Origin of the sequence: Bacillus sp. G16, assembly GCF_021282335.1 — a bacterium.
Classification (GTDB): domain Bacteria; phylum Bacillota; class Bacilli; order Bacillales; family Bacillaceae; genus Bacillus; species Bacillus inaquosorum.
The window spans coordinates 155,250-181,309 of record NZ_JAJSOZ010000004.1 but is presented as its reverse complement, the minus strand read 5'-3'; the positions used below and the strand labels follow the sequence as shown (position 1 = coordinate 181,309).

At 44.2% G+C, this 26,060-nt stretch carries 20 protein-coding genes, 1 pseudogene and 1 other annotated feature (1 of these 22 only partly in view); of the genes and pseudogenes, 19 read left to right on the top strand and 2 right to left on the bottom strand.

Annotation, left to right across the window (positions count from 1 at the left end):
* Positions 1–14 precede the first annotated feature (14 nt).
* The 11 genes from ilvC to yihA all read left to right on the top strand — a co-directional run bounded on the left by ilvC (position 15) and on the right by yihA (position 14,844).
* Positions 15–1,043: a ketol-acid reductoisomerase gene (ilvC, locus tag LWH95_RS06485; protein ID WP_003222549.1), complete on the top strand. Its 1,029-nt coding sequence runs from the start codon at positions 15–17 to the stop codon at positions 1,041–1,043.
* Positions 1,030–2,586 (top strand): 2-isopropylmalate synthase, encoded by a 1,557-nt coding sequence (locus tag LWH95_RS06480; RefSeq protein ID WP_232919179.1) that lies wholly within the window; start codon positions 1,030–1,032, stop codon positions 2,584–2,586. Before ilvC ends, LWH95_RS06480 begins: the two co-directional genes overlap by 14 nt.
* A 20-nt stretch (positions 2,587–2,606) precedes the next feature.
* Positions 2,607–3,704, top strand: coding sequence for a 3-isopropylmalate dehydrogenase (leuB, locus tag LWH95_RS06475; protein ID WP_003237618.1), 1,098 nt, complete (start codon positions 2,607–2,609; stop codon positions 3,702–3,704).
* Between the two features lie 49 nt (positions 3,705–3,753).
* A complete protein-coding gene (leuC, locus tag LWH95_RS06470; RefSeq protein ID WP_232919178.1) occupies positions 3,754–5,172 on the top strand; it encodes a 3-isopropylmalate dehydratase large subunit in 1,419 nt (472 codons plus the stop codon).
* Between the two features lie 12 nt (positions 5,173–5,184).
* A complete protein-coding gene (gene leuD / locus LWH95_RS06465; RefSeq protein ID WP_019259087.1) occupies positions 5,185–5,784 on the top strand; it encodes a 3-isopropylmalate dehydratase small subunit in 600 nt (199 codons plus the stop codon).
* A 118-nt stretch (positions 5,785–5,902) separates the two neighbouring features.
* Complete coding sequence (gene ddcA, locus LWH95_RS06460; RefSeq protein ID WP_232919177.1) at positions 5,903–6,907, top strand: DNA damage checkpoint antagonist DdcA; 1,005 nt, start codon at positions 5,903–5,905, stop codon at positions 6,905–6,907.
* A gap of 227 nt (positions 6,908–7,134) precedes the next feature.
* Complete coding sequence (tig, locus tag LWH95_RS06455; RefSeq protein ID WP_019259085.1) at positions 7,135–8,409, top strand: trigger factor; 1,275 nt, start codon at positions 7,135–7,137, stop codon at positions 8,407–8,409.
* A 271-nt stretch (positions 8,410–8,680) separates the two neighbouring features.
* Positions 8,681–9,943: an ATP-dependent protease ATP-binding subunit ClpX gene (clpX, locus tag LWH95_RS06450; RefSeq protein WP_003222561.1), complete on the top strand. Its 1,263-nt coding sequence runs from the start codon at positions 8,681–8,683 to the stop codon at positions 9,941–9,943.
* 153 nt (positions 9,944–10,096) lie between these two features.
* The gene (gene lonB, locus LWH95_RS06445) at positions 10,097–11,755 is read left to right on the top strand and encodes an ATP-dependent protease LonB (RefSeq protein WP_003237608.1); all 1,659 of its coding nucleotides are present in this window, start codon (positions 10,097–10,099) and stop codon (positions 11,753–11,755) included.
* A 180-nt stretch (positions 11,756–11,935) separates the two neighbouring features.
* The gene (gene lon / locus LWH95_RS06440) at positions 11,936–14,260 is read left to right on the top strand and encodes an endopeptidase La (RefSeq protein WP_003237606.1); all 2,325 of its coding nucleotides are present in this window, start codon (positions 11,936–11,938) and stop codon (positions 14,258–14,260) included.
* Entirely contained in the window at positions 14,257–14,844 is a 588-nt protein-coding gene (gene yihA / locus LWH95_RS06435) for a ribosome biogenesis GTP-binding protein YihA/YsxC (protein ID WP_003229621.1), read from the top strand. Before lon ends, yihA begins: the two co-directional genes overlap by 4 nt.
* 228 nt (positions 14,845–15,072) lie before the next feature.
* Here the strand turns inward: yihA and LWH95_RS06430 are convergent, their stop codons facing one another.
* On the bottom strand, positions 15,073–15,570 hold the full coding sequence (locus LWH95_RS06430; protein ID WP_232919176.1) for a hypothetical protein: 498 nt from the start codon (positions 15,568–15,570) through the stop codon (positions 15,073–15,075).
* 231 nt (positions 15,571–15,801) lie between these two features.
* Here LWH95_RS06430 and hemA point away from each other — a divergent pair, with 231 nt between their 5' ends.
* From hemA to cotN, 8 genes and pseudogenes are all read left to right on the top strand, one after another.
* The gene (gene hemA / locus LWH95_RS06425; RefSeq protein WP_060399213.1) at positions 15,802–17,169 is read left to right on the top strand and encodes a glutamyl-tRNA reductase; all 1,368 of its coding nucleotides are present in this window, start codon (positions 15,802–15,804) and stop codon (positions 17,167–17,169) included.
* A gap of 7 nt (positions 17,170–17,176) precedes the next feature.
* A complete protein-coding gene (locus LWH95_RS06420) occupies positions 17,177–18,007 on the top strand; it encodes a cytochrome c biogenesis protein (RefSeq protein ID WP_003222575.1) in 831 nt (276 codons plus the stop codon).
* A 36-nt stretch (positions 18,008–18,043) separates the two neighbouring features.
* On the top strand, positions 18,044–18,985 hold the full coding sequence (hemC, locus tag LWH95_RS06415) for a hydroxymethylbilane synthase (protein ID WP_060399212.1): 942 nt from the start codon (positions 18,044–18,046) through the stop codon (positions 18,983–18,985).
* Positions 18,975–19,763, top strand: coding sequence for a uroporphyrinogen-III synthase (gene hemD, locus LWH95_RS06410; protein ID WP_232919175.1), 789 nt, complete (start codon positions 18,975–18,977; stop codon positions 19,761–19,763). Before hemC ends, hemD begins: the two co-directional genes overlap by 11 nt.
* A complete protein-coding gene (gene hemB, locus LWH95_RS06405) occupies positions 19,760–20,734 on the top strand; it encodes a porphobilinogen synthase (protein ID WP_084995801.1) in 975 nt (324 codons plus the stop codon). Before hemD ends, hemB begins: the two co-directional genes overlap by 4 nt.
* Positions 20,735–20,763: 29 nt before the next feature.
* Positions 20,764–22,056 (top strand): glutamate-1-semialdehyde 2,1-aminomutase, encoded by a 1,293-nt coding sequence (gene hemL, locus LWH95_RS06400; protein ID WP_133486571.1) that lies wholly within the window; start codon positions 20,764–20,766, stop codon positions 22,054–22,056.
* Positions 22,057–22,189: 133 nt separating this feature from the next.
* A pseudogene (locus LWH95_RS06395) lies at positions 22,190–23,252 on the top strand (LysM peptidoglycan-binding domain-containing protein); the annotation flags it as partial.
* A gap of 1,273 nt (positions 23,253–24,525) precedes the next feature.
* Positions 24,526–25,551, top strand: a complete 1,026-nt coding sequence (gene cotN / locus LWH95_RS06385) for a spore coat protein CotN (protein ID WP_232919174.1) — start codon at positions 24,526–24,528, stop codon at positions 25,549–25,551.
* Positions 25,552–25,569: 18 nt separating this feature from the next.
* Here cotN and LWH95_RS06380 read toward each other — a convergent pair whose 3' ends face one another.
* Positions 25,570–25,761: a hypothetical protein gene (locus LWH95_RS06380; RefSeq protein ID WP_003222590.1), complete on the bottom strand. Its 192-nt coding sequence runs from the start codon at positions 25,759–25,761 to the stop codon at positions 25,570–25,572.
* 165 nt (positions 25,762–25,926) lie between these two features.
* Positions 25,927–26,060, top strand: a binding site (T-box leader); it runs 89 nt beyond the window's last position.

The following is a 26,060-nucleotide window of genomic DNA, read 5'->3' as shown; positions in this document are numbered from 1 at the left end:
AGGGAGAGATTGAAATGGTAAAAGTATATTATAACGGTGATATCAAAGAAAACGTATTGGCTGGAAAAACAGTAGCGGTTATCGGATACGGTTCGCAAGGCCACGCACATGCCCTGAACCTAAAAGAAAGCGGCGTTGACGTTATCGTCGGTGTTAGACAAGGAAAATCTTTCACTCAGGCCCAAGAAGACGGACATAAAGTATTTTCAGTAAAAGAAGCGGCAGCTCAAGCCGAAATCATCATGGTTCTGCTTCCGGATGAACAGCAGCAAAAAGTATACGAAGCTGAAATCAAAGATGAATTGACAGCTGGAAAATCATTGGTGTTCGCTCACGGATTTAACGTTCATTTCCATCAAATTGTTCCTCCGGCGGATGTAGATGTATTCTTGGTAGCGCCTAAAGGTCCGGGACACTTGGTAAGAAGAACATATGAGCAAGGAGCTGGCGTACCGGCATTGTTCGCGATTTATCAAGATGTGACTGGAGAAGCAAGAGACAAAGCCCTTGCATATGCAAAAGGAATCGGCGGCGCAAGAGCAGGCGTTTTGGAAACGACATTTAAAGAAGAAACAGAAACAGATTTGTTCGGTGAGCAAGCAGTTCTTTGCGGCGGATTAAGCGCGCTTGTAAAAGCCGGATTTGAAACATTAACTGAAGCAGGTTATCAGCCTGAACTTGCATACTTCGAGTGTCTTCACGAGCTGAAATTAATCGTAGACCTTATGTACGAAGAAGGACTGGCGGGAATGAGATATTCAATCTCTGACACAGCGCAGTGGGGAGATTTTGTATCAGGACCTCGCGTTGTTGACGCTAAAGTAAAAGAATCTATGAAAGAAGTATTAAAAGATATCCAAAACGGTACATTCGCAAAAGAGTGGATCGTCGAAAACCAAGTAAACCGTCCTCGTTTCAACGCCATCAATGCGAGCGAGAACGAACATCAAATCGAAGTGGTGGGAAGAAAGCTTCGTGAAATGATGCCGTTTGTGAAACAAGGCAAGAAGAAGGAAGCGGTGGTCTCCGTTGCGCAAAATTAATTTTTTCGATACGACGCTTCGTGATGGTGAACAGTCCCCTGGCGTGAACTTAAATACTCAGGAGAAACTTGCCATAGCAAAGCAGCTCGAAAGACTCGGGGCAGATATCATTGAAGCGGGGTTTCCCGCTTCGTCCCGAGGTGACTTTTTAGCTGTTCAGGAAATTGCAAGAACCATTAAAAATTGTTCAGTGACTGGTCTTGCCCGTTGTGTAAAAGGTGATATTGATGCTGCTTGGGAAGCGTTAAAGGACGGTGCTTACCCTAGAATTCACGTATTTATCGCTACATCGGACATTCATTTGAAACACAAGCTGAAAATGACTCGTGAGCAAGTGATTGAAAGAGCGGTTGAAATGGTGAAATACGCAAAAGAACGTTTTCCTGTTGTGCAATGGTCAGCTGAAGATGCCTGCCGCACTGAACTGCCGTTTTTAGCGGAAATCGTTGAGAAAGTCATTGGCGCAGGCGCAAGTGTTATTAATCTTCCGGACACGGTCGGCTACCTGGCCCCAGCGGAATACGGAAATATCTTTAAATATATGAAGGAAAACGTTCCGAACATTCATCAAGCAAAGCTTTCGGCCCACTGTCATGATGATTTGGGAATGGCAGTCGCAAACTCTCTTGCTGCGATTGAAAATGGCGCTGATCAAATTGAATGCGCTGTGAACGGAATCGGTGAAAGAGCCGGAAACGCGGCATTAGAGGAAATTGCCGTTGCCCTTTATATCAGAAAAGATTTCTATCAAGTTGAAACAGGCATTACATTGAACGAGATTAAGCGAACAAGCGATTTAGTAAGCAAGCTGACAGGCATGGCTGTTCCGCGCAATAAAGCGGTTGTGGGCGATAATGCATTTGCTCATGAATCAGGCATCCATCAGGACGGCTTCTTAAAAGAAAAATCGACTTATGAAATTATTTCACCGGAGCTTGTCGGCGTAACAGCAGATGCGCTTGTCCTAGGGAAACATTCCGGACGTCACGCATTTAAAGACCGGCTGACTGCTTTAGGATTCCAATTTGATAGTGAAGAGATTAATAAATTCTTTACGATGTTCAAAGAGTTGACTGAGAAGAAAAAAGAAATCACTGATGAGGATCTTGTTTCTCTTATTTTAGAAGAAAAAGTAACAGATCGCAAGATTGGGTATGAATTTCTTTCCCTGCAAGTGCATTACGGAACAAGTCAGGTTCCTACGGCTACACTCTCTTTGAAAAATCAAGAAAACGCAGAGCTTATTCAGGAAGCGGCAACTGGAGCCGGAAGCGTGGAAGCGATCTACAACACGCTTGAGCGCTGCATCGATAAAGACGTGGAGCTCTTGGACTACCGCATTCAGTCCAACAGAAAAGGAGAAGACGCATTTGCCCAGGTTTATGTAAGAGTTTTGGTGAACGGAAAAGAATCAGCAGGGCGGGGCATAGCGCAAGACGTATTAGAAGCTTCAGCGAAAGCCTATTTGAATGCAGTCAACCGTCAACTGGTTTTCCAGTCGAATATGAGCGGACTTAAAAACCATACAGCTGTCGGATCATAAAAGAAAGGAGTACGGTTAACTTGAAGAAACGTATTGCTCTATTGCCCGGAGACGGGATCGGCCCTGAAGTATTAGAATCAGCGACAGACGTACTGAAAAGTGTTGCCGAACGCTTTAACCATGAATTTGAATTTGAATATGGCCTGATTGGAGGGGCGGCGATTGATGAACATAACAATCCCCTTCCGGAGGAAACAGTTACGGCTTGTAAAAAAGCGGACGCTATATTGCTTGGCGCTGTCGGCGGACCGAAATGGGATCAAAATCCTTCGGAGCTGAGACCTGAAAAAGGGCTGCTCAGTATCAGAAAACAGCTTGATTTGTTTGCGAATTTGCGGCCTGTGAAGGTGTTTGAAAGCCTTTCTGACGCTTCGCCTTTGAAAAAAGAATATATAGATAACGTTGATTTTGTTATCGTCCGTGAGCTGACAGGCGGCTTGTATTTCGGCCAGCCGAGCAAACGCTATGTAAACACTGAAGGTGAGCAGGAAGCTGTAGACACGCTGTTTTATAAGCGGACGGAAATTGAACGTGTGATCAGAGAGGGCTTTAAAATGGCGGCAGCCAGAAAAGGCAAAGTGACCTCTGTTGATAAAGCGAACGTACTTGAATCAAGCAGGCTTTGGCGTGAAGTGGCTGAAGACGTTGCAAAAGATTTTCCTGATGTGAAGCTGGAGCACATGCTTGTGGATAACGCGGCCATGCAGCTGATTTATGCACCGAATCAATTTGATGTCGTGGTGACTGAAAATATGTTCGGTGATATTTTAAGCGATGAAGCGTCCATGCTTACAGGCTCACTCGGAATGCTCCCGTCAGCCAGCCTATCAAGCTCAGGCCTTCATCTGTTTGAGCCTGTTCATGGCTCCGCGCCTGACATAGCCGGCAAAGGGATGGCTAATCCATTCGCGGCGATATTGTCAGCGGCAATGCTTTTGAGAACATCTTTCGGGCTTGAAGAGGAAGCGAAAGCTGTAGAGGATGCGGTTAACAAAGTCTTGGCTTCCGGAAAAAGAACAAGAGACTTGGCACGAGGCGAAGAGTTCAGCAGCACTCAGGCCATTACAGAGGAAGTTAAGGCAGCAATAATGAGTGAAAATACAATTTCTAATGTGTGACAGCTTTGTTAAGCGGTCTTAGTTCATAGGTAGAGGGAGGAAATAAAAGATGATGCCTCGAACAATCATCGAAAAGATTTGGGATCAGCATATTGTAAAACATGGTGAGGGAAAACCGGATCTTCTCTATATTGATTTGCATCTTATTCATGAGGTGACGTCTCCTCAGGCATTTGAAGGGTTGAGACAAAAGGGAAGGAAGGTCAGAAGACCGCAAAACACATTTGCGACAATGGACCACAACATCCCGACCGTCAATCGTTTTGAGATAAAGGATGAAGTTGCGAAACGTCAGGTGACGGCGCTTGAACGAAACTGTGAAGAATTTGGCGTGCGCCTTGCCGATCTTCACAGTGTGGATCAAGGGATTGTCCATGTCGTCGGTCCTGAACTGGGCTTAACACTTCCGGGGAAAACGATTGTATGCGGCGACAGCCATACATCAACCCATGGCGCATTCGGCGCCCTTGCATTTGGAATCGGGACGAGTGAAGTTGAACATGTTCTTTCCACACAGACACTGTGGCAGCAGCGTCCGAAAACACTTGAAGTGCGCGTAGACGGAACGCTTCAAAAAGGGGTAACGGCAAAGGATGTCATTCTTGCTGTCATCGGCAAATACGGTGTGAAATTCGGCACTGGCTATGTCATTGAATACACTGGGGAAGTATTCAGAAATATGACGATGGATGAGCGGATGACCGTTTGTAACATGTCAATTGAAGCAGGGGCAAGAGCAGGTTTGATTGCACCTGACGAGGTGACATTTGAATATTGCAAAAACCGCAAGTACACGCCAAAAGGCGAAGAATTTGACAAGGCCGTAGAGGAATGGAAGGCGCTGCGCACAGATCCGGGTGCTGTTTACGATAAATCTATCGTCCTTGACGGCAACGAAATTTCTCCTATGGTGACATGGGGCATCAACCCGGGAATGGTTCTTCCTGTCGATTCTGAGGTTCCTGCCCCGGAAAGCTTTTCCGCGGAAGATGACAAAAAAGAAGCGATTCGCGCTTATGAATATATGGGGCTGACTCCTCATCAGAAAATAGAAGATATCAAAGTGGAGCACGTATTTATCGGTTCCTGCACAAATTCTCGCATGACTGACCTTCGCCAGGCTGCTGATATGATCAAAGGGAAGAAGGTAGCTGACAGCGTAAGAGCCATTGTTGTTCCCGGATCTCAAAGCGTGAAGCTACAAGCTGAGAAAGAAGGGATTGACCAAATTTTCTTGGAAGCTGGATTTGAATGGAGAGAGTCAGGCTGCAGCATGTGTTTAAGCATGAATAATGACGTTGTTCCTGAGGGAGAGCGCTGTGCGTCAACCTCTAACCGCAACTTTGAGGGCAGACAAGGAAAAGGTGCAAGAACACATCTCGTCAGCCCGGCAATGGCTGCGATGGCCGCCATTCACGGACACTTCGTTGATGTCAGAAAGTTTTATCGGGAAAAATCAGTTGTGTAAGGAGTGCGCGAGATGGAACCTTTGAAAACACATACGGGGAAAGCGGCCGTATTAAATCGAATCAATGTTGACACAGACCAAATTATTCCTAAGCAATTTTTGAAGAGGATTGAAAGAACAGGCTACGGCCGTTTTGCATTCTTTGACTGGAGATATGATGCGAACGGTGAACCGAACCCTGAATTTGAATTAAACCAGCCGGCTTATCAAGGCGCTTCCATTTTAATAGCAGGAGAAAACTTCGGCTGCGGATCATCTCGAGAACACGCTCCGTGGGCACTTGATGATTATGGATTTAAAATCATTATTGCGCCGTCATTTGCTGATATTTTCCACCAGAACTGTTTTAAAAACGGTATGCTGCCGATTCGCATGCCATATGACAATTGGAAAAAGCTTGTCGGTCAGTATGAAAACCAGTCATTGCAGATGACTGTTGACCTTGAAAATCAGCTTATTCATGATAGTGAAGGCAATCAAATTTCATTCGAAGTAGATCCGCATTGGAAAGAGATGCTCATCAACGGCTATGATGAAATTTCATTAACGCTTTTGCTTGAAGACGAAATCAAGGAATTTGAATCACAAAGAAGTTCTTGGCTTAAAGCCTGAAAAAGCTGCCGGCATTTGTCCGGCGGCTTTTTTTGCCTGATGAAACCTTTCATTTCTTGTGTTTGTTCACAGGTGTTGATACACTTGAACAAAATAAATGCCTGAAAGGAATATAGGTATGACGCATGACAAGAAGAACGCAAAAATTATTCCTTTTCCTCATCTGAAAGACCGTCTTGTGGAAAAAGGGATGGCATCACTGAAGGAAAAAAAGTATCAAGAAGCGCTTGAGCTGTTTTCGGAAGCGATGAAATATGATGATACTGAATCCGATCTTCACTTAGGGATGGCCATCTGCTTTTTAGAGCTGGGCGAATTGGAAGAGGCAAAAAGAGTGTGCGAGAAGATGCTCAAAGAAGGCTATGGCCATTATTTTACGGTTTTGCAGGTGTACATGACCATCTTAATTCAGCTCAAAAAATACGAAGAAGTCAAAAGAACCATTGAAGCCGTTTTAGAAGAAAACCAGCTGCCTGCGGAAAGTGCAGAGCAATTTTATAAGCTGCTTGATTTCAGCCGTAAAATGACTGATCCGGAGCGTGAGGACGAGGCTTGGGCCGAGGAATATGAGGATACAATTGACACTGAGAAAGTGCTGGCAAGCCCTGAGGAGCAAATGAATTTAATTCATTCCTTAAAAGACCGCAATGTAGCGAAGTATACAGGACTGCTGAAAACAATCCTTCAAGACCCCTCAGCTCACCCGATTATCAAAACGATGATTGTCATGTTATTGGCCGAACATGAGTACAGCAAACCCGTACACATTACTAAATTTGGCGAGTCTTTGACAATTGAACCGTCTGAGATTGTCCCGCCTGATGCCGCTCCGATTTTACACCGTGTGCTCCGGGTGCTGGATGAGACGCTTGGAAATGAAAATCCAACCTTATACGCGGCAGTAGAAGAACTGTGGAGAAGACATCTGTACGTTTTATATCCGTTCCAGCCGAAATTGCTGTCGGCCGATCTTTGGGCGGCTGCCCTGCATAAAGTCGGTTACGAGATGCACGGGATTGAAATTGAAAGAGAAGAACTTCATATGATGTATGAGTTTACCGACAGAGAACTCGATGAAGCGTGCACAATGATAAAAGATATTGAAGAAATTTCTTATTTGTAAATCGCGCCATATAGTTGAAAGCGCTATGTGTTATGTTATAATATAATGGTTGTATTTGTGTATAACGGGTTATAAGAAATACGGTTGGACAGGCTTTGCAGTTCATTATTAACATCTATACATAATGATTCTGATCTTTGGCAGCTTTGTTTTTGTTGGACGAAGCCGAATGATTGCTTTAGAATGGAAGACCGACACAACCTGAATAGATTTTTGGAGGGAAACACATGTCTGTAAAATGGGAAAAACAAGAAGGCAACGAAGGCGTTTTAACGGTTGAAGTTGATGCTGAAACGTTTAAAACAGCACTTGATGATGCATTTAAAAAAGTAGTAAAACAAGTTTCAATTCCTGGATTCCGTAAAGGTAAAATTCCTCGCGGATTATTCGAACAGCGCTTTGGCGTAGAAGCTCTTTACCAAGATGCTTTGGATATTCTTCTTCCTGTAGAATACCCTAAAGCGGTTGAAGAAGCTGGAATCGAGCCGGTAGACCGTCCTGAAATCGATGTTGAAAAAATCGAAAAAGGCGAAAGCTTAATCTTCACTGCGAAAGTAACAGTAAAACCTGAAGTGAAGCTTGGCGACTACAAAGGCTTAGGCATTGAAAAAGACGACACAGCTGTAACTGACGAAGATGTTCAAAATGAACTAAAAGCGCTTCAAGAGCGTCAAGCTGAGCTTGTTGTAAAAGAAGAAGGCGCTGTTGAAGAAGGAAACACAGTTGTTCTTGATTTCGAAGGATTCGTTGACGGCGAAGCGTTCGAAGGCGGAAAAGCTGAAAACTACTCTCTAGAAGTTGGTTCTGGTTCATTCATCCCTGGCTTCGAAGATCAGTTAGTCGGCCTTGAAGCAGGTGCTGAGAAGGATGTTGAAGTGACATTCCCTGAAGAGTATCACGCTGAAGAGCTTGCAGGCAAACCAGCTGTGTTCAAAGTGAAAATTCACGAAATCAAAGCGAAAGAGCTTCCTGAGCTTGACGATGAATTCGCAAAAGATATCGATGAAGAAGTGGAAACACTTGCTGAATTAACTGAAAAAACAAAGAAACGTTTAGAAGAAGCAAAAGAAAACGAAGCTGACGCTAAATTGCGTGAAGAGCTTGTTCTGAAAGCTTCTGAAAATGCTGAAATCGATGTGCCGCAAGCAATGGTCGACACTGAGCTTGACCGCATGCTGAAAGAATTCGAACAGCGTCTGCAAATGCAAGGCATGAACCTTGAGCTTTACACTCAATTCTCAGGCCAAGATGAAGCTGCGTTAAAAGAGCAAATGAAAGAAGATGCTGAAAAACGCGTAAAATCTAATCTGACTCTTGAGGCGATTGCGAAAGCGGAAAACCTTGAAGTATCAGATGAGGAAGTTGATGCTGAGCTTTCTAAAATGGCTGAAGCATACAACATGCCTGTTGAAAATATTAAACAAGCCATCGGTTCTACTGACGCGATGAAGGAAGATTTAAAAGTTCGCAAAGCAATTGATTTTCTTGTAGAAAACCGTTAATATGGTGCATAATAATAGTAATAATAAAACAGGGCGCGAATGATTCGTGCCTTGTTTTGTACAATTATGATATATCTCTTTTTCTTGGGGCAAGATAGTTAATGCAAGGCTGTTTTTTGTCATACATATAGAATGTGCAAGTCAGAAACACATTGTTACCGTCTTTTTGGAAAGTATGGTAAAATGCAATACATACTCGTTCGTTTCAAGAATCATTTTCTTTTGCTCTGCCGGTAAAAGAAAAAGTGAGACAAGATTAAGGGGTGAAAGAATGTTTAAATTTAACGAGGAAAAAGGACAATTAAAATGCTCGTTCTGTGGAAAAACACAAGATCAGGTTCGTAAGCTTGTAGCCGGACCTGGTGTATATATATGTGACGAATGTATCGAACTCTGCACTGAAATTGTGGAAGAAGAACTCGGAACTGAAGAAGAAGTAGAATTTAAAGACGTACCGAAGCCTCAGGAAATCCGCGAAATTCTGAATGAATATGTCATCGGCCAGGATCAAGCGAAGAAATCACTCGCTGTTGCTGTGTATAACCACTATAAGCGCATTAACTCCAACAGCAAAGTTGATGATGTTGAGCTTTCGAAAAGTAATATTTCATTAATCGGTCCTACAGGAAGCGGTAAAACCCTTCTGGCGCAAACATTGGCTCGTATTTTAAATGTGCCGTTTGCGATTGCGGACGCTACGTCTTTGACTGAAGCTGGATACGTGGGTGAAGATGTAGAGAATATTCTCTTGAAGCTCATCCAAGCTGCTGACTATGATGTAGAAAAAGCCGAAAAAGGTATTATCTATATTGATGAAATCGATAAAGTGGCAAGAAAATCAGAAAACCCGTCTATTACACGTGACGTGTCAGGTGAAGGTGTTCAGCAGGCGTTGCTTAAAATTCTTGAGGGTACAGTGGCAAGCGTGCCGCCTCAAGGAGGACGTAAGCATCCTCATCAAGAATTCATTCAAATTGACACAACAAATATTTTGTTCATTTGCGGCGGTGCTTTTGATGGCATCGAACAAATCATCAAACGCCGTTTAGGCCAAAAAGTGATTGGATTCGGTGGGGACAATAAAGCTGCTGATCTGGAGAAAGAAGATCTTCTTTCAAAAGTGCTTCCTGAAGACTTGCTTCGCTTCGGGTTAATTCCTGAATTTATCGGACGTCTTCCGGTTATTGCAAGCCTTGAAAAGCTCGACGAGGAAGCGTTGGTTGCGATCTTAACAAAACCGAAAAACGCTCTTGTTAAGCAATTCAAGAAAATGCTTGAGCTTGACAATGTTGAGCTTGAGTTTGAAGAAGAAGCGCTTTCTGAAATTGCTAAAAAAGCAATTGAACGCAAGACTGGAGCACGCGGACTCCGTTCTATCATTGAAGGTATTATGCTTGATGTGATGTTTGAGCTGCCTTCCCGTGATGACATTGAAAAATGTGTGATTACCGGGGCAACTGTAACACACGGAGAGCCTCCTCGCCTCTTATTAAAAGACGGCACTGAGGTAAGCCAAGATAAAACATCTGCATAAAGATAAGCACGAACCTCCTGAGTGGTGACATTCAGGAGGTTTTTTTGTCCTGCAAACTCTTCCGGAAAAACGTTTATTCCCGTCTTCTATGGGAGATACTAGCAATCAGAGGAATGAATTGGATACATAAATTGTTTTTCAGGAGGGACCATCATGAGTTGGACAGGGATCGCGTTATTTATTCAGCTGTTTTTTGGGATCATCATTGGTTTGTATTTTTGGAATTTGCTTAAAAATCAAAGGACACAAAAGGTCACGATAGATAAGGAATCAAAGAAGGAAATGGAGCAGCTTCGGAAAATGCGCGCTATCAGCTTGTCCGAGCCATTATCTGAAAAGGTCCGCCCCAAAAGCTTTCAAGATATCGTCGGACAGGAAGACGGTATTAAAGCATTAAAGGCGGCTTTATGCGGGCCGAATCCACAGCATGTCATTGTCTATGGACCTCCGGGCGTCGGGAAAACAGCTGCTGCACGGCTTGTGTTAGAAGAAGCGAAAAAACATAAACAATCACCGTTTAAAGAACAGGCTGTTTTTGTGGAACTCGATGCGACAACAGCTCGTTTTGATGAAAGAGGAATTGCCGATCCGCTCATCGGCTCTGTCCATGACCCCATATACCAAGGGGCCGGAGCAATGGGACAGGCGGGGATTCCGCAGCCGAAACAGGGAGCTGTTACCCATGCCCATGGCGGTGTGCTGTTTATTGATGAAATAGGGGAGCTGCATCCTATTCAAATGAATAAAATGCTGAAGGTGCTTGAGGACAGAAAAGTCTTTTTAGACAGTGCGTATTACAGTGAGGAAAACACACAAATCCCGAATCATATTCACGATATTTTTCAAAATGGGCTGCCGGCTGATTTTCGTCTGATTGGCGCGACGACAAGAATGCCGAACGAAATTCCGCCAGCTATCCGATCCCGCTGTTTAGAGGTGTTTTTCCGTGAGCTTGAAAAGGATGAGCTGAAAACCGTTGCCAAAACAGCAGCGGATAAAATTGAAAAAAACATTTCCGATGAAAGTCTGGATCTGCTGACCAGCTATACGCGGAATGGGCGGGAAGCTGTTAATATGATTCAAATCGCAGCGGGAATGGCGGTAACGGAGAATCGGAAAGACATTACGATTGAGGATATTGAATGGGTCATTCATTCCAGCCAGCTTACTCCAAAGCACGAACAGAAAATCGGCGCTGAACCGCAGGTCGGCATTGTAAATGGGCTTGCCGTATATGGACCTAACAGCGGGTCGCTGCTGGAAATCGAAGTGAGTGTAACTCCGGCTCAGGATAAAGGATCAATTAATATCACGGGAATAGCTGAAGAAGAAAGCATCGGGAGCCAATCAAAATCAATCCGGCGAAAAAGCATGGCGAAGGGTTCGGTTGAAAATGTGTTAACCGTGCTCCGGACAATGGGAATGAAGCCGTCTGATTATGATATTCACATCAATTTCCCAGGAGGGATTCCAATTGACGGTCCGTCGGCGGGCATCGCGATGGCTGCAGGAATTTTCTCGGCGATTCACAAAATTCCAATTGACAATACCATTGCCATGACGGGTGAAATCAGCTTGAACGGTCTTGTGAAACCCATTGGAGGCGTGATTCCGAAAATAAAAGCGGCCAAGCAGTCCGGTGCGAAAAAGGTGATTATTCCATATGAAAATCAGCAGTCGATTTTAAAGCAGATTGATGGAATCACGATTATTGCAGTAAAGACGTTCCAGGAAGTGCTTGATGAAATTTTAGTGAATCCGCCAACGGAACAAAAACCGTTTAATATTGAAATCAATAAAGAATCCGTTTAACCCTATTTTTTAAAATAGGGTTTTTTTCATGAAGGACATCTTTTCCTTTTTCATATCAGAAAGAAAGGGTATACTACGAGGAGACTGTTTTATAGAAAATGGAACCATGCCGTTTATTGTACAAGGATGAAAAAGTTGTATTATAATGGTTCATACTAAAGTCACGGAGGTGTCAGTCACATGGCAGAAGAATTAAAACGCAGCATCCCGCTCCTCCCTTTAAGAGGTTTATTAGTGTACCCGACGATGGTTTTGCATTTAGATGTAGGACGTGACAAGTCGGTTCAGGCCCTTGAACAGGCAATGATGCATGATCATATGATATTTTTAGCCACTCAGCAGGATATTTCGATAGACGAACCGGGTGAAGATGAGATTTTTACTGTCGGCACCTATACAAAAATTAAGCAAATGCTGAAGCTTCCGAACGGTACGATTCGTGTGTTAGTTGAGGGCCTTAAGCGCGCCCAAATCGTCAAATACAATGAGCATGAGGATTACACGTCGGTCGACATTCAGCTGATTCATGAAGATGAATCGAAAGATACAGAAGACGAAGCATTGATGCGGACTTTGTTAGATCACTTTGATCAGTACATAAAAATTTCTAAAAAAATCTCGGCCGAAACATACGCCGCGGTTACTGATATCGAAGAGCCAGGGAGAATGGCAGACATCGTTGCTTCTCACCTGCCTCTTAAACTAAAGGACAAGCAGGATATTTTAGAAACGGCTGACGTCAAAGACAGGCTGAACAAGGTTATTGATTTTATTAACAATGAAAAAGAAGTGCTTGAGATCGAGAAAAAGATCGGCCAGCGCGTCAAACGTTCGATGGAGCGTACGCAGAAGGAATACTACTTGCGTGAACAGATGAAGGCGATCCAAAAAGAGCTTGGCGATAAAGAAGGCAAAACAGGCGAAGTTCAGACACTGACGGAAAAAATCGAAGAAGCAGGCATGCCTGACCATGTGAAGGAAACCGCGCTTAAGGAATTGAACAGATACGAAAAAATTCCGTCAAGTTCCGCAGAAAGCTCTGTCATCCGCAACTATATCGACTGGCTGATTGCTCTTCCGTGGACGGATGAGACAGATGATAAGCTTGATTTGAAAGAGGCAGGACGCCTCTTGGACGAAGAGCATCACGGACTTGAAAAAGTGAAAGAACGTATCTTAGAATATTTGGCTGTCCAGAAGCTGACAAAATCCCTGAAAGGTCCGATTCTCTGCTTGGCGGGACCTCCTGGTGTCGGGAAAACGTCTTTAGCCAAATCAATTGCAAAAAGCTTGGACCGGAAATTCGTCAGAATCTCACTCGGCGGCGTGCGTGACGAATCAGAGATCCGCGGACACAGACGGACCTATGTCGGAGCAATGCCTGGACGCATTATTCAAGGCATGAAAAAAGCCGGCAAGCTGAATCCGGTCTTCTTATTAGACGAAATTGACAAAATGTCATCTGATTTCAGAGGCGACCCGTCATCTGCTATGCTTGAAGTGCTTGATCCAGAGCAAAACAGCACCTTCAGTGATCACTATATTGAAGAAACCTTTGATTTATCAAAAGTGCTGTTTATCGCAACGGCGAACAATTTGGCCACGATCCCGGGCCCGCTTAGAGACAGAATGGAAATTATTAATATTGCGGGTTATACAGAAGTAGAAAAGCTCGAAATTGTAAAAGACCACCTGCTTCCAAAGCAAATCAAGGAACACGGGCTTAAGAAAAGCAACTTGCAGCTTCGTGACCAGGCGATTCTCGATATCATCCGCTACTATACGAGAGAAGCGGGTGTGAGAAGCCTTGAACGCCAGCTTGCCGCGATTTGCCGTAAGGCCGCAAAAGCCATTGTTGCTGAAGAGCGAAAACGGATTACGGTCACTGAGAAGAATCTTCAGGACTTTATCGGAAAACGCATTTTCAGATACGGACAAGCTGAAACAGAAGACCAGATAGGTGTAGTTACAGGGCTTGCCTATACAACCGTCGGCGGAGATACGCTGTCGATTGAAGTATCGCTTTCTCCGGGGAAAGGAAAATTGATCCTGACAGGAAAGCTCGGAGATGTCATGAGAGAGTCAGCTCAGGCTGCATTCAGCTATGTGCGTTCAAAAACAGAAGAACTTGGCATTGAACCTGACTTTCATGAGAAGTATGATATTCATATACATGTACCTGAGGGTGCGGTGCCTAAAGATGGTCCGTCAGCCGGTATTACGATGGCGACAGCGCTTGTTTCTGCTTTAACTGGGCGGGCGGTTTCACGCGAAGTCGGCATGACTGGGGAAATCACGCTACGCGGACGTGTGCTGCCGATCGGCGGATTGAAGGAAAAAGCGCTTGGTGCGCATAGAGCGGGATTAACGACCATCATTGCGCCTAAAGAGAATGAAAAAGATATAGAGGATATTCCGGAAAGCGTCAGAGAAGGGCTGACATTTATATTGGCGTCCCACTTAGACGAAGTTTTGGAACATGCCTTAGTAGGAGAGAAGAAATGAAAGTCACAAAGTCAGAAATCGTGATCAGTGCAGTTAAGCCGGAACAGTACCCTGAGGGCGGGCTTCCGGAAATTGCACTGGCCGGAAGATCGAACGTGGGAAAATCATCTTTTATCAATTCATTAATCAATCGCAAAAATCTTGCGAGAACATCATCTAAACCGGGAAAAACACAAACGCTCAATTTCTACATTATCAATGATGAGTTGCATTTTGTGGATGTACCGGGCTACGGTTTTGCCAAAGTGTCAAAATCTGAGCGTGAAGCTTGGGGCAGAATGATTGAAACCTACATCACAACACGCGAGGAATTGAAAGCAGTGGTGCAGATCGTTGATTTGCGGCATGCGCCGTCTAATGATGATGTACAGATGTATGAATTCTTAAAGTATTACGGCATTCCTGTTATTGTTATCGCTACAAAGGCGGATAAGATCCCGAAAGGAAAATGGGACAAACACGCGAAGGTTGTCCGACAGACATTAAATATTGATCCGGAAGACGAACTGATTCTCTTCTCCTCAGAAACGAAAAAGGGGAAAGATGAAGCTTGGGGAGCGATCAAAAAAATGATAAACCGGTAGAGAAACTCTCTGCCGGTTTTAAATTGTTGAAAAATCCTAAAATGATTTCAGTTTTAGGATTTTGTCATCTTTTTTCAGCGTAATTGAAAACCTTTGAAGTCTAGGAAAGGCGAGCATTGGAGCGGAGCGAATGTTCTAATTCGTGAGCACCGACGCGCAGGCTTGACAACGAATGCGAGGGTTTGTCAACACGCTGAACCGGTAGAGAATACTCTCTGCCGGTTTTATTTATCGTATAGATTTTTTTCGTTTTATCAATAATAACAATAAACTGATTCCAATAAAGACAAACGGCCAATACTCTTTCAGAAGCGCTGTCGGAATACGAGCAGACTCAAGCCACGCCATTATTTGTTTGAAAAAGTACAAAAACAGGGAAAAACAAATCATCGACACAGCTTCATATACATATTCTTTTTTCTGAACGGTTGAAACAAAGAGCGAAAAACCGATCAGAAAGAGAAGCATTTCAAAATCATCCGGCCACCATGTCCATTTCGGCTTTGCAAAAAAGTGCAAACCAATCCCGAAAAGAAGCAAACCGATAAAAAAATGGGGTGTGACGGCTTCTTTTTTTCCTTGATATACAAAGGCAGCGCCTAACAGCATGAGGAGAACAGGCCATTGATCCTGCCCTGAAAACAGTTCAGCTTGGCCGCTCTCAAGCCATGCATATACAGAAGCGGCAAGGAGCAGACAAGGGAATAAAATTGATTTTTGTTTCATGCAAATATCACCTTCTTGTTTTTTAGAGCTGATGTGTAGTAAAATTCTGCTGTTTTTGGTATTGTCAATAGGAATGCTTCTTTTGCGTGAAGCTTTTTCTAATATAGCATAAGAATTTTAAAATCTGTTCACATTTTGCGAAAGAAACTATGTTATAATTATTATAAATAATGAGTTCTATGTTAGAATGATTATAAATAAAGATTGGGTGTTGGGGGTGTAATTAAAGCGATGCATATACTTGTTGTGGGAGTAGATTATAAATCCGCCCCTATTGAGATACGTGAAAAAGTAAGCTTTCAGCCAAATGAGCTGGCAGAAGCGATGGTGCAGCTGAAAGAAGAGAAAAGCATTCTTGAAAACATCATCGTTTCCACCTGCAACCGCACTGAAATTTATGCGGTAGTCGACCAGCTCCATACCGGCCGTTATTATATAAAAAAGTTTTTAGCTGATTGGTTTCAACTAAGCAAAGAAGAGCTGTCACCGTTCTTAACATTTTACGAGAGCGACGCGGCTGTTGAGCATTTATTCCGTGTAGCCTGCGGACTTGATTCGATGGTGATTGGCGAAACGCAGATTCTCGGCCAGGTGCGCGACAGCTTTAAAACAGCTCAGCTAGAAAAAACGATCGGGACGATTTTTAATGAGCTGTTTAAGCAGGCTGTTACGGTGGGTAAACGGACTCACGCTGAAACAGACATTGGCTCAAATGCAGTGTCAGTAAGCTATGCAGCAGTTGAACTTGCGAAAAAAATCTTCGGAAACCTTTCAAGCAAGCACATATTGATTCTCGGTGCGGGAAAAATGGGCGAGCTTGCAGCGGAAAACCTGCACGGACAGGGAATCGGCAAGGTTACTGTCATTAACCGAACTTACTTGAAAGCGAAGGAGCTTGCAGACCGTTTCTCCGGTGAAGCGAGAAGCTTGAATCAGCTTGAAAGCGCGCTTGCGGAGGCCGATATTCTTATCAGTTCAACCGGCGCAAGTGATTTTGTCGTGTCCAAAGAGATGATGGAAAACGCGAATAAGCTTCGTAAGGGACGTCCGCTGTTTATGGTGGACATTGCTGTGCCAAGAGATCTTGATCCGGCGCTGAATGACCTTGAAGGTGTTTTCCTTTATGATATCGATGATCTGGAAGGCATTGTAGAAGCGAACATGAAAGAGCGGAGAGAAACCGCTGAAAAAGTTGAACTGTTAATTGAAGAAACCATTGTGGAGTTTAAACAATGGCTGAATACACTTGGGGTTGTGCCAGTTATTTCCGCATTGCGCGAAAAGGCGCTTGCCATCCAGTCAGAAACGATGGACAGTATCGAGCGGAAGCTGCCGCACTTGAGCACAAGAGAGAAAAAACTGTTGAACAAACATACCAAAAGTATCATTAATCAAATGCTGCGCGATCCGATATTAAAGGTGAAAGAGCTTGCAGCAGATGCTGATTCTGAAGAAAAGCTGGCCTTGTTTATGCAGATCTTTGATATTGAAGAAGCTGCGGGCCGTCAAATGATAAAAACTGTCGAAAGCAGCCAAAAGGTCCATTCTTTTAAGAAGGCTGAATCAAAAGCGGGCTTTGCCCCACTTGTAAGTGAGTGAATGCTGAATGATTGATACTGCAATGGCAAGACTTAATGAGGGAACAATCGTCATTTACGCATTAAGTGTACTCTTTTATTTTATAGATTTTCTTCAACACAACCGGAAGGCTGGAAAAATGGCCTTCTGGTTGCTTTCTATTGTCTGGACTCTGCAAACCGTGTATTTGGCCTATTTTATGTGGGTGACGGGGCGGTTTCCAGTATTAAATGTGACGGAGGCGCTTTACTTTTATGCCTGGGTGCTTGTCACGCTGTCACTTGTTTTAACAAAGCTGTTACGAGTTGACTTTATCGTGTTTTTTACAAATGTAATAGGATTCTCTATGATCGCCATTCATACCTTTTCACCGACAGAGCAGCAATCAGCTGCTTTTTCCGGACAGCTAGTATCCGAGCTTTTGGTGATTCATATTACAATGGCGATTCTTTCATACGGCGCTTTTTCCCTTTCTTTCGTTTTTTCTGTGCTATATATGTTTCAATATCATCTGCTGAAAAAGAAAAAATGGGGAAAATGGCTGTTGAGAATAGAAGATTTGTCTAAGCTTGATTATATGGCATATGTTCTGAATGTCATCGGGGTTCCGATGCTGTTGCTGAGTTTGATTCTCGGCGTCATTTGGGCGTATGTCTCACTAGAAACGCTGTATTGGTTCGATGCCAAAGTGCTTGGTTCGTTTGTCGTCCTGCTGCTGTACAGCTACTATCTTTATATCAGGCTGATTAAAGAGCTGCAAGGAAAGGTCGCTGCACTGTGGAATACGGCTTGTTTTCTCGTGCTGATGATCAATTATTTCCTGCTGGGAAGCCTGTCGCAATTCCATTGGTTCAGTTAAATGATGTCCCAAGCAGATTCGGGAGGAAAGAAAAATATGAGAACGATTAAGGTAGGTTCCAGACGGAGCAAACTCGCTATGACTCAAACAAAATGGGTCATTCAAAAACTAAAAGAAATCAATCCTTCGTTTACCTTTGAAATAAAAGAAATCGTGACAAAGGGCGACCGGATCGTCGACGTTACGCTCTCAAAAGTGGGCGGGAAAGGGCTGTTTGTCAAAGAGATTGAACAAGCGCTTTTAAATGAAGACATTGATATGGCGGTACACAGCATGAAGGACATGCCTGCTGTTTTGCCTGAAGGACTTGTGATCGGCTGTATTCCTGAACGGGAAGACCCTCGTGACGCCCTTATTTCAAAGAATCGCGTAAAGCTTTCAGAAATGAAGGAAGGCGCTGTTATTGGCACAAGCAGTTTAAGAAGAAGCGCACAGCTTTTGATCGAGCGTCCTGACATTACAATTAAATGGATTAGGGGTAATATAGATACGAGACTTCAAAAGCTGGAAACTGAGGATTATGACGCGATTATTTTAGCTGCTGCCGGCCTTTCCAGAATGGGCTGGAAGCAAGACGTCGTAACCGAATTTCTCGAGCCTGAGCGCTGTTTGCCTGCTGTGGGCCAAGGAGCACTGGCGATTGAGTGCCGAGAATCTGATGAAGAGCTATTGGCGTTGTTTTCTCAGTTTACAGATGAATATACAGAACGGACCGTGTTGGCGGAACGTGCTTATTTAAACGCGATGGAGGGCGGCTGCCAGGTTCCGATCGCAGGATACTCAGTGTTAAACGGACAGGATGAAATTGAATTGACAGGGCTTGTCGCTTCTCCTGACGGCAAAATCATTTTTAAAGAAACCGTCACCGGAAACGATCCGGAGGAAGTCGGAAAGCGCTGTGCCGCTCTTATGGCTGACAAAGGAGCCAAAGAATTAATTGATCGTGTAAAACGGGAGCTTGATGAGGATGGAAAATGATTTTCCACTGAAAGGAAAAACAGTGCTAGTCACCCGGAATAAGGCGCAGGCAAAATCGTTTCAGCAAAAAGTGGAGGCGCTTGGCGGAAAAGCGGTTTTGACCTCTTTGATTACGTTTCGACGCGCTTTGCCGAATGATGTTGCGAAACAGGTGAAAGAGGATCTTGCTGCGCCTGGTTGGCTTGTTTTTACAAGTGTGAACGGAGCGGACTTCTTTTTTTCTTATCTACAGGAAAATCAGCTTTTTCTTCCTGCTCATAAAAAAATTGCGGCTGTTGGTGAAAAAACGGCTCGCCGCTTGGAAACGCATAACGTATCGGTTGATGCAATGCCTAAGGACTATATCGCTGAACAATTGGCGGAGGCCCTTAAGCAGCATGCTGAACCGGCGGAACGAATTACAGTGATTAAAGGCAATTTGTCACGTGATGTGATCAAACAAGAACTTGTCCCGCTTGGTTTTGAAGTGAAGGAATGGGTTGTTTACGAAACGATTCCGGATGAAGAAGGCATCGTGGCACTGAAAGAGGCTGCGGGCCAATATTCATTTGACTATGTGACATTTACGAGTTCATCAACCGTACATACGTTTATGCATGTCTTAGGAGAAGAATTGAAAAAGTGGCAGGCGAACAGGACGTCATGTATCAGCATCGGACCTTTAACAAGGGACGCCCTGCTGTCGTATGGCATCACATCACATACGCCTGACACATTTACAATAGACGGCATGCTTGAGTTAATGTGCAGCATGTCAAGAGAGGAAGAGAGAATATGAGTCAATCATTTAACAGACACCGCCGCCTGCGGTCCTCAAAAGCAATGAGAGAGATGGTAAAGGAAACGCGTTTGCATCCATCAGATTTTATTTATCCGATTTTTGTCGTTGAAGGGCTGGAAGGCAAAAAAGCTGTTCCGTCAATGCCGGATGTTTACCATGTATCATTAGATCTATTGAAGGATGAAGTGGCAGAGCTGGTCAAATTGGGCATTCAATCTGTCATCGTGTTCGGCATCCCGGAAGAAAAAGATGATTGCGGAACGCAAGCGTACCATGATCACGGCATCGTTCAAAAAGCCATTACAGAAATTAAAAAACACTTCCCTGAGATGGTTGTTGTTGCTGATACATGCTTGTGCGAATATACAGACCACGGCCATTGCGGACTTGTCAAAGACGGAGTCATCCTCAATGATGAATCGCTGGAGCTTTTGGCGCAGACAGCTGTCAGCCAAGCGAGAGCTGGTGCGGATATCATTGCGCCATCAAACATGATGGACGGATTTGTTACAGTGATCAGAGAAGCGCTTGATAAAGAAGGATTCGTCAATATTCCAATCATGTCTTACGCTGTAAAATATTCAAGTGAGTTTTACGGTCCGTTCCGTGATGCAGCAAACAGCACGCCGCAATTCGGGGACCGCAAAACATATCAGATGGACCCTGCCAACCGTATGGAAGCACTCCGCGAAGCACAATCAGATGTTGAGGAAGGCGCGGACTTTTTAATTGTCAAACCTTCACTTTCATATATGGATATCATGCGTGACGTAAAAAATGAGTTTGCTTTGCCGCTCGTCGCTTATAATGTAAGCGGAGAGTATTCTATGGTGAAGGCTGCAGCGCAGAACGGCTGGATCAAAGAAAAAGAAATTGTGCTAGAAATTTTGACAAGCATGAAGCGCGCAGGTGCCGATCTAATTATTACGTACCATGCGAAAGACGCAGCGAAATGGCTTGCGGAGTAATTTTATTCAGTTGACAGGAGTTGAGGCAGATGAGAAGCTATGAAAAATCAAAAGCGGCTTTTAAAGAAGCGCAAAAACTCATGCCGGGCGGTGTGAACAGTCCCGTTCGCGCATTTAAATCGGTAGACATGGATCCGATTTTTATGGAGCGCGGAAAAGGCTCAAAAATCTTTGATATTGACGGTAATGAATATATTGACTACGTCTTGTCATGGGGACCTTTAATTTTAGGGCATACAAATGACCGCGTCGTAGAGAGCCTCAAAAAAGTGGCTGAATACGGGACAAGCTTCGGGGCTCCGACTGAGGTGGAAAATGAACTGGCACAACTCGTCATTGATCGTGTACCATCTGTAGAAATTGTACGAATGGTCAGCTCCGGAACAGAGGCCACAATGAGTGCCCTTCGATTGGCAAGAGGCTATACAGGCCGCAACAAGATTTTAAAATTTGAGGGCTGCTACCACGGGCACGGCGATTCTCTCTTGATTAAAGCAGGTTCAGGAGTGGCCACTCTTGGTCTGCCTGACAGCCCTGGTGTGCCTGAAGGCATTGCGAAAAACACCATCACCGTTCCGTACAATGATTTAGAAAGCATAAAGCTTGCTTTCCAGCAATTCGGTGAAGACATTGCGGGTGTTATCGTAGAGCCGGTTGCCGGAAATATGGGGGTTGTTCCGCCGCAAGAAGGATTCCTGCAAGGTCTGCGTGATATCACTGAGCAATACGGTTCCCTGCTGATTTTTGATGAAGTGATGACAGGCTTCCGGGTCGATTATAACTGTGCTCAAGGCTATTTCGGCGTAACGCCTGATCTGACTTGTTTAGGAAAAGTGATCGGGGGCGGACTTCCTGTCGGCGCTTATGGAGGCAAGGCTGAAATCATGGAGCAGATCGCTCCGAGCGGACCGATTTATCAGGCCGGTACATTGTCAGGTAACCCGCTTGCGATGACGGCTGGCTTAGAAACATTAAAACAGCTGACACCTGATTCCTACAAGAATTTCATCAAAAAAGGTGACAGGCTGGAAGAAGGCATTTCAAAAGCGGCTGAGGCTCATGGCATTCCGCATACCTTTAACCGCGCAGGTTCGATGATCGGTTTCTTCTTTACAAACGAACCTGTCATCAATTATGAAACAGCTAAATCATCTGATTTAAAGCTGTTTGCTAAATATTATAAAGGGATGGCAAATGAAGGTGTATTCCTTCCGCCATCACAATTTGAAGGCCTTTTCCTTTCAACGGCCCATACTGATGAAGATATTGAAAAAACAATCCAGGCAGCTGAGAAAGTATTCGCTGAGATCAGCCGCGGATAAGAGTGAAAAACCGGTATCAAGGACATCCTTGTACCGGTTTTTTCTGTGCTCTCCCACTCATATTTTCCCCAGTTCATACATACACCTTTAGTGACATCTAATTTTAAGGATTAGATGAAAGGAGGATATGAACTTGCCGCAAAATCATCGATTGCAATTTTCTGTAGAAGAATCGATCTGTTTCCAAAAAGGACAGGAAGTTTCTGAACTGCTTTCTATTTCATTAGATCCTGATATTAGGGTTCAGGAAGTAAATGATTATGTATCAATCAGAGGATCGCTTGAACTTACAGGTGAGTACAACATAGATCAAAACAAACATACTGAAGAGTTTTATACAGATAAGCGGTTTGTTGAAGAAGTCAGAAAGAGAGAGGATGGAAGTGCGGAACTGACTCACTGTTTTCCTGTGGATATTACCATTCCGAAAAATAAAGTGAGCCATTTACAGGATGTCTTCGTCTTTATTGACGCATTTGACTATCAATTAACGGATTCGCGTATTTTAACGATTCAGGCTGATTTAGCGATCGAAGGGCTTTTGGATGATACGGCAAATAAAGAGCCGGAGATTCCTCTATATGAAGCTCCTGCGGCATTTAGAGAGGAAGAGCTTTCTGAGCCGCCGATACACAGTGCATTAGAAACGGATGCAGATCCGGCAGAGGAAGCAATTATGCAGGATGAACCGCCAGAACTTTTTGTCTCGAAAACCGGGCTTCGTGAAGAGTTGGAAACAGAAAAAGCAGAATCTGCGCCTCCGGAATCAGTTGCTTCAGAACCAGAGGCGCGAGAAGATGTGAAAGAAGAAGCCGAGCCAGCAGAGCTTGTAATGCCGGAAGCGGAGTCTCGTGAAGAATCGGAAACAGAAGAAGCTGAGCCAGAACCTAATGCATCAGAAATAGAAATTCAAGAGATCGTTAAAGCAGAAAAAGAAACACCAGAGCCAGCAGCTGCATTAGCAGATGTTCGGATAGACGCGGACTCTCCAGCAGAGGCAGAGCTTCGTGAAGGTTCTGGAGCAGAAGAATCGCCTGCTTTGGAAGCTGAGCTACAAGAAGAGACTGCAATTGAAGAGGAAAAAGCAGAAACACCAGTGTCCTCTATTCTTGAATATGCGTTGCGTCAAGAGGCTCAAAATGAAGAAGCAGATCAATCGGAACAGGCTGAGCCCGCACTTCGTCAAGAAGCAGATCAACCGGAGCAGGCTGAGCACGTACTTCGCCAAGAAGAGAAAGAAGCAGATCAATCGAAACAGGCTGAGCCCGCACTTCGTCAAGAAGCAGATCAACCGGAGCAGGCTGAGCACGTACTTCGCCAAGAAGAGAAAGAAGCAGATCAATCGAAACAGGCTGAGCCCGTACTTCGCCAAGAAGAAAAAGAAGCAGATCAATCGGAACAGGCTGAGCCCGTACTTCGCCAAGAAGAAAAAGAAGCAGATCAATCGGAACAGGCTGAGCCCGTACTTCGTCAAGAAAAGAAAGAAGCAGATCAACCGGAACAGGCTGAGCCCGCACTTCGTCAAGAAAAGAAAGAAGCAGATCAACCGAAACACGCTGAGCCTGTACTTCGTCAAGAAGAGAAAGAAACAGATCAACCGAAACACGCTGAGCCTGTACTTCGTCAAGAAGAGAAAAAAGCAGATCAACCGGAACACGCTGAGCCTGCACTTCGTCAAGAAGAGAAAAAAGCAGATCAACCGAAACACGCTGAGCCTGTACTTCGTCAAGAAGAGAAAGAAACAGATCAACCGGAGCACGCTGAGCCCGCACTCCGTCAAGAAGCGGATGAAGCTTCGGAGACTGTGACTGAGGCGGTTCTCTCTATAGAGGCAAGTAGAGAGAGGAAACCAGCATCAGCTGCATATGCGGAGAATGCCGAAGCCGATTCACATCATCCTACTAATCAAAAAGCAAGCTCGGAGGAGGCATCTCAAGAAGAAGAGCTTGCACCGGCATACCGCACCTTCCTGCCCGAACAAGAAGATGGGGATTCTTTTTATTCAGCGCCTAAACTATTGGAGGAGGAAGAACAAGGGGAAGAAAGCTTTGAAATTGAAGTGAGAAAAATACCTCCGGCTGAAGAGCCTGAGGAAGAAACACCTTTTCAATCCTTCCAGCTGCCTGAAACATCTGAGACTGAAAGGAAGGAAGCGGATGCTGTTCCTAGGGTTACTCCTGCTGCTGAAACGAAGGAATCTCAAACAAAAGAAAGTAATAATTCTCTTTATTTAACAAAACTCTTTACGAGAGAAGAGGATGAATTTTCGAGAATGAAAATATGCATTGTTCAGCAGGAAGACACGATCGAACGTTTATGCGAACGGTATGAAATCACCTCCCAGCAGCTGATCAGGATGAATTCCTTAGCTTTGGATGATGAATTGAAAGCAGGCCAAATCCTTTATATTCCTCAATATAACAACAGCCATGCGTAAGCCGTAAGCGATCGGAAAATGTGGTGAATGGAATGGAAGAAACCCAATCGGTTCTTCAGGAATACGGACTGACTGCTCAATTTATTGAGCCTGTCAGTCCTCTTGTATGGAAAGTGTATACAGACTACGGCGTATTCGCCTTGAAAAAATTGAAATCGGTTCGCAGCAAACAGTTTACAGATCATATGGTGGCGATTGAGGAAAAAGGTTTTCGTTCATTTGTTCCCGTTTACAGAACAAATAGTGGTGAGTTTTTCTCAGCGGGCGTACAATCAGGAGATTCCTATTATTTAATGCCTTGGCTCCAATTTGACCAAGAGGAAGAACGGGATCAGAAACATGCTTATTTATTTAGAGAAGCAGCCCGTCTTCACGAGAGAACTGCGCAGGAAATGAAGGTCAGCCGTGATGATATTGAACGTTATTACGGAGAAACGAAAAAAAAGTGGGAAAATGATAAAATTTTCTATGAACAGTTTGTGGACAGAGCGGAGAAGGAATGGTACCTTTCCCCTTTTGAACTCCAAGCCGTAACCTATTTTTCAGAAACCATTTCCGCGGTGAACTTTGCACTGGAGCGGTTGGAGGACTGGTATGAGTCGGCAAAAGAAAAGGGCATCTCAAGGGTTGTGATGAACCACGGCAGCCTATCTATACACCATTTTCTGTATAATGACGCCGGGACCGGGTATTTCACAAACTTCGAAAGAGCGTCTGCCGGCCCGCCGCAAAACGACTTGCTCGGCTTTTATACAAAAATGTTCAGAGGCTTTCCGAAAGCTTGTCCGGAATGCGTCGAATGGTTTTATGCATACACGAAATCATTCCCTTTGCGTGAAGCCGAGGTCAGTCTTTTTCTCAGCTATATGGCATATCCGGCAGCCATGTACAAGGTGCTGAACCGTTATCAAACCGGGAAAAGACAGCATGAAAAAGATGAATGTGCGCATTTATTAAAGGCTTACTGGCAAATGAAAAATATAGAGCCGTTTGTGATGAAAATTCATCAGATTGAACAAGAGAAAAAATTTCAGGCTGAAAACGAGTCCACGTCTTAATGGCGCGGACTTGTTTGTTTATATCCATTCTAAATGAAGAGCGCAAGCTAAAAAGATTAGGATTGCGAGCAGCAAAACATCAAAGGTTGTCGGAAAGAAAATGGTTCTGATCCCTTGAAAAATTGTAATGGGGATAATCACTTGCGCGGATACAAGCCGAATTTGCCTGACCCACGGCGGCAGTGAATAAGAGCTGAATCGTTTCTTCACGGTGCATCCTCCTCTACGCATTTACAAGCATCATATGTAAACTTGGGCAATAGGTGCCTGCCCATTTGTATAGAAAGCGGTGTTTTTGGAAAAGATGATTGACGAATCAAAAACACTTTTACTATAATAAAGAACATAAATAATGTATATAATGAGCTGATAAATACACCTGCTTAGAACGGGAAGAGTACAAAAAAGGCGCATGCAGAGAGAGAAGCCGTTTGCTGAAAGGCTTCTTATGTTGTCTGATTGGAAGGTCGCCCGGGAGCATAATTTCTTGAAAGAAGAGTAGAGAAATT